General features: G+C 46.1%; 13 protein-coding genes. 11 read left to right on the forward strand and 2 right to left on the reverse strand.

The window, feature by feature from the left end; genetic code table 11:
• The first annotated feature begins 32 nt into the window (after positions 1-32).
• Together HED67_RS11490 and HED67_RS11495 are read left to right on the forward strand one after the other, a co-directional pair.
• Positions 33-1,631: a hypothetical protein gene (locus HED67_RS11490; protein ID WP_221718376.1), complete on the forward strand. Its 1,599-nt coding sequence runs from the start codon at positions 33-35 to the stop codon at positions 1,629-1,631.
• Between the two features lie 16 nt (positions 1,632-1,647).
• Positions 1,648-5,961 (forward strand): protein kinase domain-containing protein, encoded by a 4,314-nt coding sequence (locus HED67_RS11495; protein ID WP_221718377.1) that lies wholly within the window; start codon positions 1,648-1,650, stop codon positions 5,959-5,961.
• A gap of 100 nt (positions 5,962-6,061) precedes the next feature.
• Here the strand turns inward: HED67_RS11495 and cobK are convergent, their stop codons facing one another.
• The gene (cobK, locus tag HED67_RS11500) at positions 6,062-8,104 is read right to left on the reverse strand and encodes a precorrin-6A reductase (RefSeq protein WP_221718378.1); all 2,043 of its coding nucleotides are present in this window, start codon (positions 8,102-8,104) and stop codon (positions 6,062-6,064) included.
• A gap of 204 nt (positions 8,105-8,308) precedes the next feature.
• Between cobK and HED67_RS11505 the strand changes: the two genes are divergently transcribed.
• The 9 genes from HED67_RS11505 (at position 8,309) to HED67_RS11545 (ending at position 16,774) form a co-directional block, all read left to right on the forward strand.
• Positions 8,309-9,757, forward strand: a complete 1,449-nt coding sequence (locus tag HED67_RS11505) for a cobyrinate a,c-diamide synthase (RefSeq protein ID WP_246612203.1) — start codon at positions 8,309-8,311, stop codon at positions 9,755-9,757.
• Positions 9,754-10,953 carry a nicotinate-nucleotide--dimethylbenzimidazole phosphoribosyltransferase gene (gene cobT / locus HED67_RS11510; RefSeq protein WP_221718379.1) on the forward strand — a complete coding sequence of 400 codons (1,200 nt, stop codon included), beginning with the start codon at positions 9,754-9,756 and terminating at the stop codon, positions 10,951-10,953. Before HED67_RS11505 ends, cobT begins: the two co-directional genes overlap by 4 nt.
• Entirely contained in the window at positions 10,954-11,616 is a 663-nt protein-coding gene (locus tag HED67_RS11515) for a bifunctional adenosylcobinamide kinase/adenosylcobinamide-phosphate guanylyltransferase (protein ID WP_221718380.1), read from the forward strand. It abuts the gene before it with no gap.
• Positions 11,604-12,365, forward strand: a complete 762-nt coding sequence (locus HED67_RS11520; protein ID WP_221718381.1) for an adenosylcobinamide-GDP ribazoletransferase — start codon at positions 11,604-11,606, stop codon at positions 12,363-12,365. Before HED67_RS11515 ends, HED67_RS11520 begins: the two co-directional genes overlap by 13 nt.
• A gap of 21 nt (positions 12,366-12,386) precedes the next feature.
• Positions 12,387-12,767, forward strand: a complete 381-nt coding sequence (locus HED67_RS11525) for a bifunctional adenosylcobinamide kinase/adenosylcobinamide-phosphate guanylyltransferase (RefSeq protein ID WP_215631470.1) — start codon at positions 12,387-12,389, stop codon at positions 12,765-12,767.
• 50 nt (positions 12,768-12,817) lie between these two features.
• Positions 12,818-13,474: a histidine phosphatase family protein gene (locus HED67_RS11530; RefSeq protein ID WP_246612204.1), complete on the forward strand. Its 657-nt coding sequence runs from the start codon at positions 12,818-12,820 to the stop codon at positions 13,472-13,474.
• A 57-nt stretch (positions 13,475-13,531) separates the two neighbouring features.
• Positions 13,532-14,491: an adenosylcobinamide-phosphate synthase CbiB gene (gene cbiB, locus HED67_RS11535; RefSeq protein WP_221718382.1), complete on the forward strand. Its 960-nt coding sequence runs from the start codon at positions 13,532-13,534 to the stop codon at positions 14,489-14,491.
• Positions 14,492-14,606: 115 nt separating this feature from the next.
• A complete protein-coding gene (locus HED67_RS11540) occupies positions 14,607-16,130 on the forward strand; it encodes a cobyric acid synthase (RefSeq protein ID WP_221718383.1) in 1,524 nt (507 codons plus the stop codon).
• Positions 16,127-16,774, forward strand: coding sequence for a precorrin-8X methylmutase (locus HED67_RS11545; RefSeq protein WP_221718384.1), 648 nt, complete (start codon positions 16,127-16,129; stop codon positions 16,772-16,774). Before HED67_RS11540 ends, HED67_RS11545 begins: the two co-directional genes overlap by 4 nt.
• 53 nt (positions 16,775-16,827) lie before the next feature.
• Here HED67_RS11545 and HED67_RS11550 read toward each other — a convergent pair whose 3' ends face one another.
• Positions 16,828-18,051 (reverse strand): DinB/UmuC family translesion DNA polymerase, encoded by a 1,224-nt coding sequence (locus tag HED67_RS11550; protein WP_221718385.1) that lies wholly within the window; start codon positions 18,049-18,051, stop codon positions 16,828-16,830.
• Positions 18,052-18,187: the final 136 nt, after the last annotated feature.

An 18,187-nucleotide genomic window follows, 5' to 3' on the forward strand; every position in this document is an offset into this window, starting at 1 on the left:
TTAGTGAATAAACGGTAAAGGAGAGAGAAAGAATGCCTTTGTATACAGATATGATTATGGATAATTTTGAGGATTATGCCAATCACCATGAAGATGACGGTGTGATCAAGCTTCAGAATATGCCGGAAGATGCTTCTATGGAACAATGGGGTGCGAAACTTCAGGAAATCGCCGATGAATTTATATGTGCACCGAGATATTTTCTGATGTGCTGGCTGGCATCCTATTGTCTGGATAAGGATTTGCTGGACGATGAAACTTACACCAGAGAGTTTCCTGCTTTTACATACCAGAGAGAAGGCGGCCGGAAGAAATTCGAGTTTCAGCCGGTTTCGAAGGAACATGCCCAGAACCTGGAAGAGGATGAGAGAGATCAGTATATCGATATTTTATCGGAAATTGCGGCCAGCCATTCCGGTGATAAGAAAGCGGAATGGAGAGGTGTATTCAGGACAGCATTTTTGTGGCACAAAAAGAAGAAAAAACTGATTTCCAAAGAGGATGGTTTCAAGATAGCGCATGGATTGGATATGAGCTATACGTTGACGGATTTCTTTTTGACCCGTGTACTGGAAAATGATGGTTTTGATTTTACGAAGTCAGCAGATGTTATCCATGCCTACTGCTGTTTCAGAAGCAAATGTTATCAGGACTTTTTAGAGTTAGAGACTCTTTACGCTGAGGCAGCAAAGGATGTTGCTCAGGGAACAATAGAAGAAAAGCCGGAACATTTTACAGAAGGCATGCTGCCGGGAGATGAAGAAGGTGCCGGAAGGAATCAGGACAACTCTTTGTTTGGATTGGCAGAAAAGTGGAAATCCGAAAATATTGAAATCGTTGATGAAGAAAAACATCTGGATAATGTGGACCTGAAGTTTATTGATTGGATGAAGGAAAAGGCACCATTTCTGGATTTACCGGGAAAAACAGCATGTGAGATTTTTAAGAGACTGACAGCGTTTGTCTATGCAGACACGGAAGAAAGACAGCAAAAGCTTGAGATACAGCGTGAAAATGACCAAAATGCTTCAGATGATGACTGGGATGATGAGGAGTCACTGGAAGAGGATGCCTGGGATAATGTTGAACAGAATATTGTTTCAGATTTAAAAGGCGTATACAGTGAAGGAAGTTTGTGGCAGCTGAATCAGGTGGTGGGTGAGGCCTTCGTCAAGGAAATCCAGAAATGTCTGAATGAATTGTCCGGAAAGCTTTATAAGAATCATCCGGAACGACTGGCCAGATATCTGTCTGTGGATGCCAACGGTGAGGTGAATATTACGGTGATCACAAGCCGACTGCCGCTATTATTGTCCGGAAAAGCAAATGTGACAAAGGCAGATATGCTGTTTATGTTATGGGTGGCTTACACCTTATATCAGCGTGAAACCGGAGAGCCGGAGACTTTCAGCGACAGAGTATGGAGTTTTATGGAGCTGGCCAATGATGTGCTGGAGAAGGCTTTTTTACCGGCATTCTACATTCCGCATATTCTGGAACGTTCATTTTTGATCAGTTTGTGTATGAATGGGCTTGAAAGTGAAAACGAGGATATTTTCTATTTTGGTGAGTCGCCTTATGAGATATATGCTGCGATGTGTCAGTTTTCAGTCTCTGTAACAAAAGCATAACGAGGTTTATAGAGGTATGCGAGACTATTTGAAAGAAAAAACCTTTATCCGTTTTCCCGGCGGCGAATGTTATGAAATTCTGGGCATGATCGGCGAAGGTGGTTCCGGATTGATTTATTCTGCGGGGAAAGTTGTCAGGCAGGGTGAAGATTATGTGAAGGAGAATAGCCTGCGCTTTGCCTTAAAAGAATGTTATCCCATATCTAGACAGTTTAGTTTTTTGAGAATGCAGTCGGGGGAAATTGTGCCGGAGAATGAATCGGAGGCTGCCGCCAATTATCTGCGCTGTGTGGCATCCATGCAGCTGAATGAAGGACAGATGACATCGGAAATTTATGATTCAGAGGCCATTCGATTGATACCGATTCAGCGAATTGCCAGCAGTGTGGAGATTTCCTTTGACAAAGGACAGCATTTTCATTATGTGAATAATGCTTTTACAGTGATGGCTTCCATGGAGAATAAAGGAGAATCCATTGCTTCCTGGTATCAGAAGAACAACAGATATACGATGGAGATGATTTTCAGAGTTATTCAGGAAACGTTATTTGCTGTGAGAGAAGTGCATCTGGCTGGCTATTTGCATTTGGATTTGCAGGAGGGCAATATTTTTGTGACCGGACAGCCAACGGATGAAAGTCTGACTTGTTTCCTGTTGGATTTCGGCTCAGCCAGAAAGAGACTGGCGGATGGATTGTGTGCCCCTGTGGGTGATCAGCCGATTTTCTCATCAGAGGGCTATCGGGCACCGGAGATTGTGGAAATCATGACAGGTGAAACGCCGGATTTCAGACTGGGACCGGAAGCGGATTTGTACAGCATAGGCTATCTGCTTTTATATCTGCTGACGGGTCGGCGTTATTCGACACGCATGCTGGAGGATGTGCGAAAGTCTTATGATGGGCATTATCTCACCAGAAAGAATATTCAGGATATGAAGTGCCCGCCTCATGCAGAAGAAATCATACAGCGTATTCTGGCAAAGGCACTGGAAACAGATCCGAAGAAGCGTTATCATACAGCCGAGGAAATGTTAAAGGATGTATCGGCAGCGTTGAATGCACTTCGGCCCTATCATTCCCAGATTGCCGGACTGAAATACGATGCTTATATTTTATATCGGTCGGATAACATTTTACATAAACAGGTGGCTGTTTCACTTCAGAAGCTGTTGGAACGTTTTCGGACGCCGGGACTGAAGCGGATTCAGCGGGTTTTTCTTGATGAAACAGAGTTGTCTGCGGATTATCAGGCAGACAAACAGGTGATGGATGCTTTGAAAGCCAGTCGATATCTGATTATTATCGGCCAGGATGCGTCAGGTGATGATATCTGGCAGTCAAAAGAAGTGAAATTCTTTTTGAAAACCCATAAACCTTCAGAGGTACTCACAATTCTGGCGGCCCAGAAACCGGGAACGTCGGAAACGGTGAAAGCATCAGAGAGGGAGGACTCATCGGGGGCATCAGAAGCAGCAAAAGCATTAGAGGTGCCAGAAACGGCATCGACGGCAGAAGTAGCGGAGCATACCGTTGTTAAAGTGGGCGGCAGGGACCGCAACTTTCCGCTGGCAGCGGATATCCGGGGCGCTTCTGAGAAAGAAATCTTGAAGAAGCTGAAGAAGGATGGCTTTTTGCGGATTGCTGCACCGATTCTGTCGGTGCCCTATGATGGGCTTGTGCAGCGCTATCGGAAGTATAAACGCAGAAAAAGACTAACAACGGCAGCGGTATGTCTGTCTGCAGCTGCTGTTTTTACAGTTTATGCATTGTATCAGTCTTATCAGATAACATTACAGGAGACTATCGCCAGAAGGAATAAAGCGCAGAATCTGTGCGTGCAGGCTATGGATCAGTATGACAGTGGTGATAAGGCTGCAGCTGTTGCTTCAGCCTTACAAATATCAGAAGAAGCAGGAGAAACGGAAAATTATATTGCACCTGAACAGGTATATACGTTGAATACGGTGCTGGATTCTTATGAATCCGGACAATGGATTTATTTTTCTCCATTGCAGAAGATAACCGGTGATTTTTCCGGGGCTGCATTTTCAAAGGATAGCGGGTATTATGGCTATGCGATTGATCAGGAAGGCAGACTGGAAGTTGTTTCTGTGGACACCACGAAGGAAAATGACAGTGTCTGGTGGACACTGGATGCGGCAGATATTCAGTCAGAAGAGAAGGAACTGGCAGATGATAGAAGTGGGATTACATTTGCAGCAGCGTTGGATGATCATCGTGCCATTATATTGACCGGGGAGAATGAAAACTACGCAGCGGTGATCGATGCGGCTGATCGGAAGGTAGTTTCCGGTTTTTATCTGGAGGTTCCTATGGTTTATGGCAAGCGTACCTATGACTGCAAAGAGAATATGTTTGTTTACAGGGCTTCTGATTTTAATATTTATGTCTATGATGCTGCAAAGGGACAACAGCTTGCCTGCATCAGCAGTGAAATGCCAGATGGAGAGTGTCACTTTTCGGATGTGAAGATAAGTCATGACGGGAAAAAGATAGTAGCCGGAAGTGATCAGGGGCTGATGATCTATGATATAGAGAAGAAACAACAACTAACAACTGATATGCCGCCGGTGGAAAAAGTGACATGGATAGATGATACCCATGTAGCCTGTGAGCAGTATCAGATTGTGCAGGATGCCATGGATTCAAGTGATGTATGGATGCGGCAAAAGAGGCAGTATGCATTTTCGATTTATGATGTTCAGGGTCAGAAGGTGTTGAATACAAATGAGGCTAATTTTGGATATGATACAGATACCATAGGAATGCAGATGATTTATCCGGAGAAATCCGGGGAGAAAGTGCCTGAAATTCTTGGTTGGCTGAGAAGTGATCTTTATTTTATCGATGGAGAGACCGGAAATATAGAGGACATGATATCTTTTCAATCGGATATTGTTTCGGTTCAAAGATGTTCAGACAATGATTCCTTCGTTTTTGCAGGACTTAGTGACGGCACGATCGTCAAAGTGTCAGTAGGGGAGACAATCTCGAAGTATCAGGCTTATAAGGTTGATAATGAGCTGTATGATTTTTCATATGTGAAAGATAGGAAAATGCTGCTTTTTACAGAGGAAGGAATTGTTAGCTGCGATTTATCTGAAGATTCAGAAATGAATCAGTATGTATATGAATCAAATCAACGCATCTGTAATATAGAAGAAATTCAGACATTATCAGGCACTGCTTATCGATGTGTATGGACCAGTGACAAAAACAGGAATGAGTATATCTGGTCGAAACATGGATTTAACTTATATTCTTTGGATTCCGAGGATGTTTTGATGCAGTATACATGTGGGGAAGGAAAAGAAATCCATTCTATTCAGATTGCAGAGAATGAAGGAAAGTCTTATGTATGTGTATTGGAATTGTCCAACGCCTATGGAGATGATATACCGGGAGGGTTAAAAGTGTTGTCAATGCAGGATGGTACAGAGATGGCCTGCTACAACCTGCCTGCACAGGCGGATATGGGAGAGAATACCTTCAGATGGCAGCAGATTCAGAAACTGGTGCTGCTGAAGAATCTGACCAATGCGATTGTACTGGATGAAGATGGACAGGTATACCGGGAAAATTTTAAAGATGGTACTACAGAATTATTGAATGCGGCACAGAATGGCTGCAGCAAAATTTTGGATATTTCCATGGATAAAACCGGGACAGCATTAAGATTACTGGGAATAAAAGACGGATACCTGGAATTGTTTAAATACGATATAGAAAATAATTGCGTTTTAGCGTCTGAAATCTGGCAATCGACGGAAGAAGCGAACGGCGGGAATGCTTTTATGACAGAAAGCTGTGATGGTTCTATGATTGTTGTCTATGACGGCGATAAGCAATGCACTCTCATAAGAACAGATCATTGGGGGCGGCAGAAAGAAGTGGATATTGATAATGCCAGGAATTTTCAGATCTGTTTTTTTGATGAAAACAGATTCCTGTTGGGGGTAGATTCGCAAAAGGTCTGGTTGTATGATTTAGAGAAAGAGAGGGTGGTTTCAAGTTATTCAATCAATGATATCAAAGGCTATCACTTGAAACTATCAGCCGATCAGCACGGAGGGTACTTTACATTAAAAGAAGACGGTCTATATGAAAATCTGCAGACAGATGAAGGAATCAGGAGGGAACAGAGTCATATCTATTTTGTAGATGACAGTCACCAGATTTATCCTTATGCAGATGTTGCCTATGGCTATAAACTGCCGGATGAAGATATGGTTTATCAGAATTATCTTACTGGTTATGCCGACCATTCGTTGTATACATTTTCTGACTTATACCAAAAAGCTCAGTGATTATAGCCGATGATAATAAGAAAGGCACAGACAGAACGAAAAAGTATCTGCTGCAATCAACCCATGAAGGCGTGATTTCGGCAGATACTTTTTGTTTTTATTAAAAAGAAACAATGTAAACCGGATTTTGTCCCTGCATCAGGTGATAAGGTCCGGCTTTTTTTGCACTGCTGACCTGAAGTTGAACAATCTCCGGTTCAGGCAGGGACATTTCTTTTTGCAGGGTCATGATCTGGCTGATGGTTTCCAAAGTAATAGCAGTGATCACAATTCGGATTTCAGGATTACGGCTATATAACAACTGCATAATCTCCTTCAAGTGTCCCGCACTGCCGCCGATGAAGGTATGGGTAGCCGCAGGGAGCGTATCAAGACATTCCGGTGCAGTGCCGCTGACAATGGTAAGATTGTCTGCTTGTAATTTCAGACTGTTTTCTTTGATAAGATCCAGTCCGTCAGGATTGCGTTCAATGGCGTAAACACGTCCATCGGGAATCTGCCGTGCTGCTTCAATGGCGATAGAGCCGGTTCCGGCACCGATGTCGAAAAGAATAGCGTTTTTCGTAAGCTTCAGTTTGCTTAGAACAATACTTCGAATCTCGGATTTAGTCATCGGAACCTTCCCTCGGATAAAGGCATCATCAGGAAGTCCATAAGTAACAGGAAGCGGTTCAGCATTCGGGTTTTCAATATAAAGCAATGACAAGGCGGAAAATGTTCGGTGAAGAAAATCTGCCGGATTGCCGCTGACAATCTGTTCATCCGGCTGTTTCAGATCTGCACCGATATAAATGCGAACATTCGAAAGGCCGTAGTCCATCAGTTTTCTGGAAATGTTCGAGACATCTTCTGGTTTGCCAAGCAGGACCAGTGTTTTTGTGTGGCACCGGATATGGCTGATGATGGAGGCAGTTTGGCCGTGGCAGCTGATCAGATGAACATCGGACCAGGTTTTCCCGATTGTATTCAAAAAGTGGATCGGCGAGGAGATGCCGCTGAATGATTCGATTTTGAAAGGTTTTCCTTCCAAACAGCGTCTTAGACCGGCTGCACCGCTGTAAAAACCGATATCTCCGGAGAATAGAACGGCAAAATGCTGGTATTCCGGGTGGGAAAGCATGTAATCGGTGATGGCCGGATAATTGTAGGAACAAAATGTCGGTTTATGATAATGTTCAGCCATTTCAAGCATTCTTTTGGCACCGATGATAATATCACAATTTTTCAGTGCACGGTCTGCTTCAAGGGTTAGCTGGTCCGAAGACATGCCGGTGCCGATGAGACTGACAATCTGGTCAGTTGAGGCTTTATTGTCATCAGTTCCGATCCAGTTGGAAAGCCAGTGGTAACTTTCGGAAAGTGAAAGACCTTTCTCCCTGGCAGGGCTTCCGATGATCAGTACCGGAATCTGTGCCTGTGCGGCTGCTTCCAATTTCTCATCAAAACCGCCTGTGCGTCCGCTCTGTTTGGTGACCATGTAAAGAGGCGTTTCAGTCAGGGTACTGTCAGGGTGATCTTTTTCCCAGCGTTTACAGATATGCTGAATGGTTGCAGTATTCATGCTGATATCAAATGGCCCTTGCATACAGAAAATGTGGGAAGACGGAAGACCAAGTGCAGCACATGCAGACAGCATTTCAGCATTTGGTAGAATACGGACAAAAAGGCGTTCGGAAGCATTAGTCATCTGCATAAAATCAGGTAATGTTTTGCTGCCTGTTGTCAGAAAAACAGGTCCTTCCTGATGGTTGAGAAAATCAATGGCCTGTTCTGTTGTGTCAACAAACATTTCTGATGGTTTGCCGGTGCCGGATAAGACATCCGCAGAGGCCTGACAGTCACGAAGAATACGCAGGTAAGGTACCTGTGTTTTTTTACAGGCATCGGAGATGTTGGCAGATACTTCAATTGCATATGGATGAGTAGCATCCAGCACAAGATCAAAATGTCGGCCGTTGATAAAATCGACCATTTCATGAGCGTCCATGCGGTGAGATGAAACGGTCATGGATGGTGCTGACGGCAGGAGCTTTTCTCCATATTCGGTGGCAACACAGACGTGCAGTGACACCGGCTGATGAATGAGATACTCCGCCAGAAGGCGGCCTTCGGTTGTACCGGCAAAAAGTAATATATTTTTCATCATAAAATCTCCTTGAGCAGTGGATAACGTTGAAACAAAAACATCAATCGGTGGATATAATGCTATCATATCATAGTGCAAAAGCAGTGGCAATTTATTTCAGGATGCAGGATTCACAATGCGGCAAATTTATAGTAGAATAGGGAATATGAGTGTTGATGGCAGGATGATCGGTTTATGAAATATAAGAAAGGAAAGGGATGAATGATGGCTGAGATGAAGATACCCAGGGTGATGATCGCAGCACCTGGGAGCGGCAGCGGCAAGACGATGATCACCTGCGGGCTTTTGGAGCTTTTTCGCTGTGAGGGACATCCGGTGTCTTTCAAATGCGGACCGGATTATATCGATCCGATGTTTCATCGTTTTGTCCTTGGAATCCCATCCAGAAATCTGGACACCTTTTTTACAGCAGCCAATCGGACGAGAAGTCTGATGGGACAGGCGTGTATGAATACAGCGGCAGATTTTGCTTTGATCGAAGGCGTTATGGGATACTATGATGGTCTGGGCGGTGTTTCCCTTCAGGGCAGCAGTTATGAACTTTCTGTTCAGACAAAGACACCGGTGCTTCTTGTGGTCAATGGCCGGGGGATGAGTCTTTCGATGATGGCACTGATTCGGGGATTTATGGATATGTATTCGGATCAGATGATCCGGGGGGTCATTATGAACCGAGTATCGAAGGCTGTCTGTGATCGATTGACACCGTTGATTGAGAAGCAGCTGGGGATTGCGGTAATCGGCTATGTGCCTGAAACAGAGGTGATTCATTTTCCGAGTCGTCATCTGGGACTGATGATGCCGGAGGAAATTGCGTCACTTCGGGAACAAATTCAGAAATTTGCAAGTTTACTTGCAGAAACATTAGATATTCAAAAGGTAAAGATGATCGCAAACGGTGCAGAACCCCTGGAGTGGGATGAAGAAGCAGTGACGTTTCGTGGATCAGAGGCTGCAGAATCAAATCAGGCGGGAAATTCGGAGAAACCTGACGGTACAAAAAAAGCATTGCGTATTGGTGTGGCTATGGATGCAGCCTTTTGTTTCTATTATGAGGATAATCTGGATCTTTTGAGATCACAGGGGACGGAGATCGTGTATTTTTCGCCTTTGGCGGATGAAGCTTTGCCGGAGAATCTGTCCGGCATTTATATGGGCGGCGGTTATCCGGAACTTCATGGAGAGCAGTTGTCGGAAAATGAAACAATGAAGCGTTCAATCCGGGAAGCCGTGGAGCAGGGCATGCCGTGCCTTGCTGAATGCGGAGCATTTATGTATATGCATGAGGAGATGGAAGATGCAGATGGAAGGTGTTGGAGGATGGTCGGTCTGGTTCCCGGAAAGGCTGTTAAGAAAGGACGGCTGGTCCGTTTCGGTTATGCGGTGCTGACTTCTGAGAAGGACACGATTCTTGGTCCGAAGGGTATACAGATGCCGGTACATGAGTTTCACTATTGGGATACGACATGTGAAAGCGGCTGTTTTGAAGCAGTAAAACCAATGACCGGGCGCCGCTGGCAGTGTATTTATCAGAAAAAGCAGATGTTGGCAGGATTTCCGCATTTCTATTTTAATGCCAATAGAGAAATGGCGGTTCATTATCTGGAAGCATGCAGAAAGTATAGCCATCATTTGCAGTCCGTCAAATGAGAATAAGAAAATACAAAATTAGAAATGAGGAACATGAAGTGGCAGATTTAAGGATATTAAAAGCACAGTTAAATCAACAGTTGTTTATGATCAGTCAGCCGAACGAAAAAGTGATGGATGCGGCATGGCAGAGATGGGACAGTATCGGTAAGCCTTTGAGAAGTCTTGGGGCCATGGAACGTGCCGTTGTGAAGATGGCAGGGATGGAGAATTCGGTAAATGTCAAAATGGACAAGCGCGCCATCGTTGTTTTATGTGGCGATCACGGGGTTGTCAGAGAAGGCGTGACCCAGACAGACAGCAGTGTGACCCGGATCGTTGCAGATAATATTGCCGCAGGAAGAGCAAGCATCAATATCATGGCAGCGAAGGCCGGTGCAGATGTATTTCCGGTGGACGTGGGTATGCTCGGTGAGCATTATCCGAACAAAGAATTTAAACCAATGGTTATGTGTGACCGTAAGGTGGCGGAAGGAACCGGAGATATTACATTGGAGCCGGCCATGACACAGGAGCAATGTGTTAAGGCCCTTCTGGCGGGTATCGAAGTTGTTGCTGATCTTTCAACACAGGGATATGAGATGATCGGCATGGGAGAAATGGGAATAGGCAATACAACGCCAAGCAGTGCTCTTGTTTCTGTCCTTTTGAATCTTCCGGCCAATGAAGTGACGGGACGCGGTGCAGGTCTGTCAGATGAGGCGTATAACAAAAAAGTTGCTGTGATAGAACAGGCTGTGGATCGTTATTGGAAGGCAACAGAGAATTCTGAAATTCCGGAAGGTCCATTTTTCAAAATAGATGCGGCGGTGGAACTGATGTCTCATCTGGGCGGTTACGAGATTGCAGCTATGGCAGGAATGTGCCTGGGCGGTGCAGTCTTTGGTGTGCCGATTGTATTGGACGGATATATTTCTGTAGCCGGTGCTCTGTGTGCGTCTCTGATCAACAGTGACTGCACCAGCTATCTTCTGGCTTCGCATATTTCAGCGGAACCGGCTGCATGGAAAGTACTTAGAAATCTGCATCTTGAACCGGTGATCCAGGCAGGAATGTGTCTTGGAGAGGGAACCGGTGCAGCGGCAGCGATGTCTTTGTATGATATGGGACTGGCAGTTTACCGACAGATGGGAACATTTGAGGATATTCATGTAACGCAGTATGAAAATTATGCAAAAAAACAGGCGGAGAAATAGATGATATTACTGGTGACAGGCGGAAGTGCCAGCGGCAAATCAGAATATGCAGAAAACAGAGCACTTCAGATGGCAAAAGAGGGGAAGAGACCGTTAATTTATCTGGCAGCGATGATGCCTTTTGGCAAAGATGCGGAAAAAAGAATTGAGCGTCACAGACAGCTGAGGGCCGGCAAAGGTTTTGAAACGGTAGAGCGTTATACAGCTGTAGAAGCACTCTGCCGCGGAGATGGTCCGGATTCTGAAGCTTTCAGAAATCAGGCTAAAGGGGCGGTTGTGATGCTGGAATGTATGTCTAATCTCACAGCCAATGAGATGTTTTCCGGAAGCGGCAACAGTGGGGATAATACAGGGGCATACAGCCGGGGGCAGGCAGATAGGGCACAGAATGAAGAAGAACAGCATCCGACAATTGATATCCGTAAGGTGCAGGACAGGATCATGAAGGGGATTGATGCATTGGCAGAGATGGCAGAGCATCTGGTTATTGTCAGCATCAATGTTTTTGATGAAGGTGTACAGCAGTATGATCCCTGGACCGGAGCATATATACAATGCCTTGGAGAATTGAATCAGATGCTGACGGAACGGGCAGACGAAGCTGTGGAAGTTATTTATTCCATTCCGGTTGCTTATAAGGAGGATGTAAGATGCAGTCATTGATTATTGCATTTGCCATGTATTCCAGAATTCCCATGCCGAGAGCAGACTGGAATGACAAAAATATGCGCTATGCTTTTTGCTGGTTCCCCGTTATTGGGCTGGTGATCGGATTGGTGACTGGTGCTGTTTTTTATATACTGACAGAGTGGCAGGTGGGATCTGTTTTCCGGGGGGTCTGCCTGACGGCGGTGCCCTTATGGATTACCGGCGGGATTCATTTGGATGGATTTATGGATACAACAGATGCCAGAAGTTCTTATGGGGACAGGGAAAAGAAACTGATGATCCTGAAAGATTCCCATGTGGGAGCTTTTGCGGTTATCGGCTGTGGTATATACATGATGTTATCAGTGGGGGCATGGAGTGAGATTGATGCGGACGGCATCAGGATCATGATCATGGCCTTTGTACTGGAGCGGGCACTCAGCGGATTGGCTGCTGTTAATTTTAAGGGAGCCCGTAAAGACGGTATGCTGACTGCATTTCGGGAACCGGCGAGGAAAAGAATGGTGACAGTTGTGCTGGTGACAGAAGCTATTGCAGTGGCATGTGTGATGTGCTATTTATGGCTTCCGGGCGGTGTACTTTGCTGCATAGGGGCGCTGCTGATGTTTTCCTTCTATTATAAAATAGCCATGAAAGAATTCGGTGGGACAACAGGTGATCTGGCAGGGTGGTTTCTGCAGAATTGTGAGCTGGTCATGTTGTTTTTGACAGTCTGCAGCAAGTATCTTTTTGCTTCTATATAAAATGAAGGCGAGGTTGAATGGATGAAGTTTGTAACTGGTGGCTGTTATCAGGGAAAACAGCAATGGGTGCTGACGCATGAGAAGCTTTTGCAATCTCAGATAGCAGATGGTGCGGTCTGCAGTGCGAAAGAGATAAAAGACGCAAAGGCGCTGGATCATTTTCATTTGCTTGTACAGCGGTGGATGCTGGCGGATAAAAATCCATCAGAAGAAATCGAGTCGGTGCTGAGGTCGAATCCGGGTCTGATCATTATTACAGATGAGATCGGCGGCGGTATTGTTCCTATGGATCCAAAGGAACGGGAATGGCGGGAGGTTCACGGCAGAGTCTGCTGTCAGCTGGCCGAAAGGGCCGATTGTGTTATCCGTGTGATCGCCGGCATCGGGCAGCGGATTAAGTAAAGCAGATGGATACTCAGAATAGAAGTCAGGCAGAAAATCAGGTAGATAACATGATAATGAAAATATGGATGATACGTCATGGAATGACAGCCGGAAATCGGGAGCAGCGATATGTCGGGACAACAGATGAACCGCTCTGTGAAGAAGGACGGCAGCAAATATTGGCTAAAGGGCAAATGATAGCCTTGGATTATGATATTCAGAACATTTATGTCAGTCCGATGCGGCGATGCCGGGAGACGGCAGCGATTTTGTATCCGTGGTCTGGACAGACGGTTATTGATGATTTCAGGGAGTGCAGCTTTGGTACATTTGAATATAGAAATTATCAGGAGCTAAACGGCAATTCTGATTATCAGGCATGGATTGACAGTGGCGGCATGATAGGGTTCCCGGAAGGCGAAAATCAAAAAGAATTTTGCGGCAGAGTACAGAAAGCCTTTGAAAAATGTATCCTGGAAGAGATGATCCCGAAAGTGCGGCAATGGCATCATAAGGTGCAGCTTTCAGGTACAGAGGCAAAAGAATGGCGGACAGCAATGGTTGTTCATGGCGGTACGATCATGGCAATCCTCTCGAAATGGGCAGTGCCGCAGTTTGACTATTTTCATTGGCAGGTCAAAAACGGATGCGGCTATGGTGTCAGACTGGATATGGATGAGTGGCTGTCAGGCCAGGAAAGATTGTCTGTGATTGAAAAGTTTTAGCTGAGACAGTTTTTTGGAATTCCGCATACCTTCAGCTTGGATTAAAGGAGTAAATTTATGCATGGCATTATTGTTTTGATGGGAGGCTTTTTGTTGGATTGTCTGCTTGGAGATCCGCATAATCCATGGCATCCCATTTGTCTGATTGGTCATTTGATCAGTTTTCTGGAGAAGGAAATAAGGCATTTATTTCCGAAAAACCAAAACGGAGAGCTGGCAGGTGGAACCCTGCTTGTTCTATTGGTTCTGGTGATTTCTACAGTAGTTCCTATATTGATTTTAATGGCGGCAAGGCTGCTCCATCCGTATCTGGCACTTGTGCTGGAAATGATCATGTGTTATCAGCTGTTGGCGGCCCGTTCTCTGAGAGATGAGAGCATGAAGGTGTATCGGGCACTTCACCGGCAGGATATTGAAGGCGCCAGAAAGGCAGTGTCCATGATCGTGGGAAGAGATACGGAGCGGCTGGATGCAGCAGGCATTGCAAAGGCAGCCGTTGAAACAGTGGCAGAGAATGCCTCTGACGGTGTGATCGCGCCGATGATTTTTATCGCTATCGGGGGTGCGCCGTTGGGATTTTTTTATAAAGCGGTCAATACAATGGATTCTATGGTTGGATACAAGAATGGCAAATACCTTTATTTTGGCCGTGCGGCGGCAAAACTGGATGATGTGATGAATTATGTGCCTTCAAGGATTTCCGGACTTTTGATGGTGGCATCGTCGGTATTCACCAGTGGGAATGCCAAAGGGGCCTGGAGGATTTTTCGCCGCGACAGGTATAACCATGCCAGTCCGAATTCAGCACAGACAGAGGCCGCCTGTGCCGGTGCATTGGGACTTCAGCTGGCGGGAGATGCCTGGTATTTTGGTGAGCGGTATCACAAACCGACTATCGGTGATCCTATGAGAGATATTGAAGATGCGGACATTATCCGGGCAAATTGTCTGATGTATGGTGCTTCCATTTTATGTCTGGTGCTCTGTGTTGTCATCCGATATATATTGGTGGGGTAGCACTTTTCGGAAAGAAGACGGGAACTCAGCAGATCAGTGGTGAGACATCAGATTGGTGGTGCAGGCAAAACTGTCGGAATGTCAGGCAGTGAAAATAAAAACAGGAGAAACAGCAATGGCAAAAGTAATCATGGTACAGGGCACGATGTCCAATGCGGGAAAGAGCCTGCTGGCGGCGGGTTTATGCCGCATTTTTAAACAGGATGGATACAGAGTAGCCCCTTTTAAATCGCAGAATATGGCATTGAATTCATTTATCACATCAGAAGGTCTGGAGATGGGCCGTGCTCAGGTGATGCAGGCGGAGGCCGCAGGGATTGAACCCTCCGTCAGAATGAATCCGATCCTTCTGAAACCCACATCAGATGTGGGGTCTCAGGTGATCGTCAATGGCGAAGTACGTCAGAATATGCGGGCAGCAGAATACTTTAAATATAAAAAATCGCTGATACCGGATATTATGAAGGCATACAATTCATTGGCAGAAGAGAATGATATTATCGTGGTGGAGGGGGCCGGAAGTCCGGCAGAGATCAATCTGAAGTCCGAAGATATTGTGAATATGGGGCTGGCAAAGCTGCTGAAGGCACCGGTGCTGCTGGCGGGAGATATTGATCGCGGCGGTGTATTTGCCCAGCTGGCAGGCACCATGATGCTGCTTGAAAAGGAAGAACAACAGATGGTGAAAGGTCTGATCATCAACAAATTCCGTGGGGATAAGCGGATATTGGATCCGGGAATAGAGATGCTTAAAGATTATACGCCGGTACCTGTTGTAGGGGTTGTGCCTTATATGCAGGTGGATATCGATGATGAGGACAGTCTGGCAGATCGTCTGGACAGACATGAGGGAAAAGGGGTCATTGACATTGCGGTGATCCGTGTACCCAGAATGTCGAATTTCACAGACTTTAATGCATTGGAACGCATGCAGGGGGTGACACTGCGTTATGTGGAGAAGATACATCAGCTTGGCAGCCCGGATCTAATTCTGCTTCCGGGTACAAAGAATACCATGGGGGATCTGAAGTGGATGCGTATGAACGGTCTGGAGGCTGCCGTGCTGAAGCAGGCGTCAGATGGCACGCTGGTGATGGGTATCTGCGGCGGTTATCAGATGCTCGGCATGACGCTGGAGGATCCGGATGGTGTGGAAGAAGGCGGCAGTATGCGCGGTATGGAACTTTTGCCGGTACATACGGTTTTTGAGAAGGCGAAGACAAGAACCAGAGTTCTTGGAATGACAGAAACATTGAATGGACCGTGGCAGTTATTGTCCGGCATTGCTTTTGAGGGATATGAGATCCATATGGGTGAGACAACCTATGAGCCGGGAGCTGCTGTCTTTTCCACCATAGCAGAAACAGCGGGTACACATAACGGAAAAGGATCGTCAGCCAATGGATGTCAGTATCAGAATGCAGCCGGAAGTTATGTGCATGGTATTTTTGATTCTGTACAGATGCAGAAAGCACTGATTGAGCTGCTTTGTCAGAGAAAAGGGCTGTCCGGGGAGACGGTATCCTGGATAGATGAGAAAGTTTATAAGGAACAGCAGTATGATAAGCTTGCAGAAGGACTCAGAGAGAGTATGGATATGGCACGGATTTATCAGATATTGGAGGAGGGACTGGCATGAAAATAAAACTTGAAAATGTATTGCCGTCGGAGATTGAGAAGCGCAGTTTTGAAATTATTACGGAGGAGCTGGGAGACCGGGTTTTTGATCCTCTGCAGGAGCCGATCATAAAGCGTGCGATCCATACCAGTGCGGATTTCGAATATGCGGATTCTCTGTGCTTTTCAGAGCATGCGGTGGAAAAAGCATTGGATGCGCTGCGTAAAGGCGCTTGTATCGTGACGGATACCCAGATGGGCAGATCCGGGATCAATAAGAAAGTGATTGCAGAATTCGGCGGGGAGGTCTGCTGTTTTATGTCTGATCCGGATGTGGCTGAGACGGCAAAAAAGAACGGCACGACCAGAGCGGTGGCCAGCATGGAGAAAGCAGCAAAGCTTGATAGGCCGCTGATTTTTGCCATTGGCAATGCACCGACGGCTCTGATCCAGCTTTATGAGATGATCCGGGAAGGGCGGATCCGACCGGAACTGATCATCGGGGTGCCTGTTGGCTTCGTTAATGTCGTTCAGGCCAAAGAATTGATTATGACGGCAGATGTGCCGTATATTGTTGCAAAAGGAAGAAAAGGCGGAAGCAATATTGCCGCCGCCATCTGCAATGCGCTGTTATATATGCTTGACAGTTCAAGAGGTCATCACTGAATTGGAAAATCCATCGCCGCAGACATGCGCATGTGCTGGAATAGAATTGCAAATTAATCATAAGGGGTCGCTTTTGGCGGCCTTTTTTCTTCGAGAAAACTGCCACGCATGACTGCTTTGCTGCCATATTTCTGCCGGATACTGTCTAAGGCCTGGTCAAGTTTTTCCTGCTTGTCATTTTTGACATAATCAAAGAGATTCATCTGACGCACCTGGCAGTCACTGAGTTTGGAAGTGCGGATGCCGAGAAGACGGACGGGTGTGCCATTCCAGAGTTCGTGAAAAAGGCGAAGAGCGGCTTCATAGATCACTTGTGTTGCCTGAGAAGGAGAAACAAGCTGCATCTGATGGGAGACATTCGTGAAGGTGCTGTATCGAATTTCCACACTGACCATGCCTGCGAGAAAACCCGCTTTGCGGAGACGGCCGGCGACAGATTCTGACAGCTCCAGCAGAACTTTTCCGGCTTCTTCTTCTGTTGTCACATCTGTTGACAGTGTGGTGGAATTGCCGAGACCCTTGTTGGAGGTGTCGGTTTTGGTTCGGTCGTCAATGTGGACGGATTCGATGCCGTTGGCATATTCCCAGATGGTGCGGCCGTGGCTTTTTAAATGGGCTTCTATGAGAGTCGGATCCATTTTGGCCAGGTCACCGATGGTTTTGATGCCGAGAAGTTCAAGCTTTGAGGCAGAAGAACGGCCGACCATAAAAAGGTCTTTCACAGGAAGAGGCCACATTTTCACAGGGATCTCTTCAGGAAAAAGTGTGTGGACTTTGTCCGGCTTTTCAAAATCAGAGGCCATCTTTGCCAGCAGACGATTGGTGGAGATGCCCACATTGACCGTAAATCCGAGTTTGTTGCGAATGACATCTTTGATGATATGGGCAGCTTTCACAGGATCGCCGTTATCTCCGGGAACCGGCACATATTCTGCAAAGCATTCATCAATGCTGTACTGGCTGATGGATGGTGTATAATGATGCAGCAGATCAAGAAGCTGGTGACTGCATACACTGTAATAATGATGTTCCGGCGGTACGATGGTCAGGCTGGCACATTTTCTCAGAGCGTCCGTAATGGGTTCACCGGTGCGGATGCCGTATCTGGCAGCAGACATGGATTTGGCCAGTACAACACCGTGCCGTTTGGACATATCGCCGCCTACAATGGCAGGAATTTTTCGAAGATCGGTGTTACTGCCGTCCCGGAGCAGCTTGATGGCGGTCCAGCTTAAGTAGGCACTGTTTACATCTATATGGAAAATAATTTTTTTCATTGTCATCACCTGTTTGTATTATAATATAAGCATTTTGCCGCGTCTACAGTGGAATGCCGACAATGTAAATATGTATTGCTGTTTTTATCAATCCCGGATTCCTGCTTCCGGCTATGCAGACGGTGTCGGCAAGTCT

The organism is Pseudocoprococcus catus (genome assembly GCF_019734885.1).
Classification (GTDB): domain Bacteria; phylum Bacillota; class Clostridia; order Lachnospirales; family Lachnospiraceae; genus Coprococcus_A; species Coprococcus_A catus.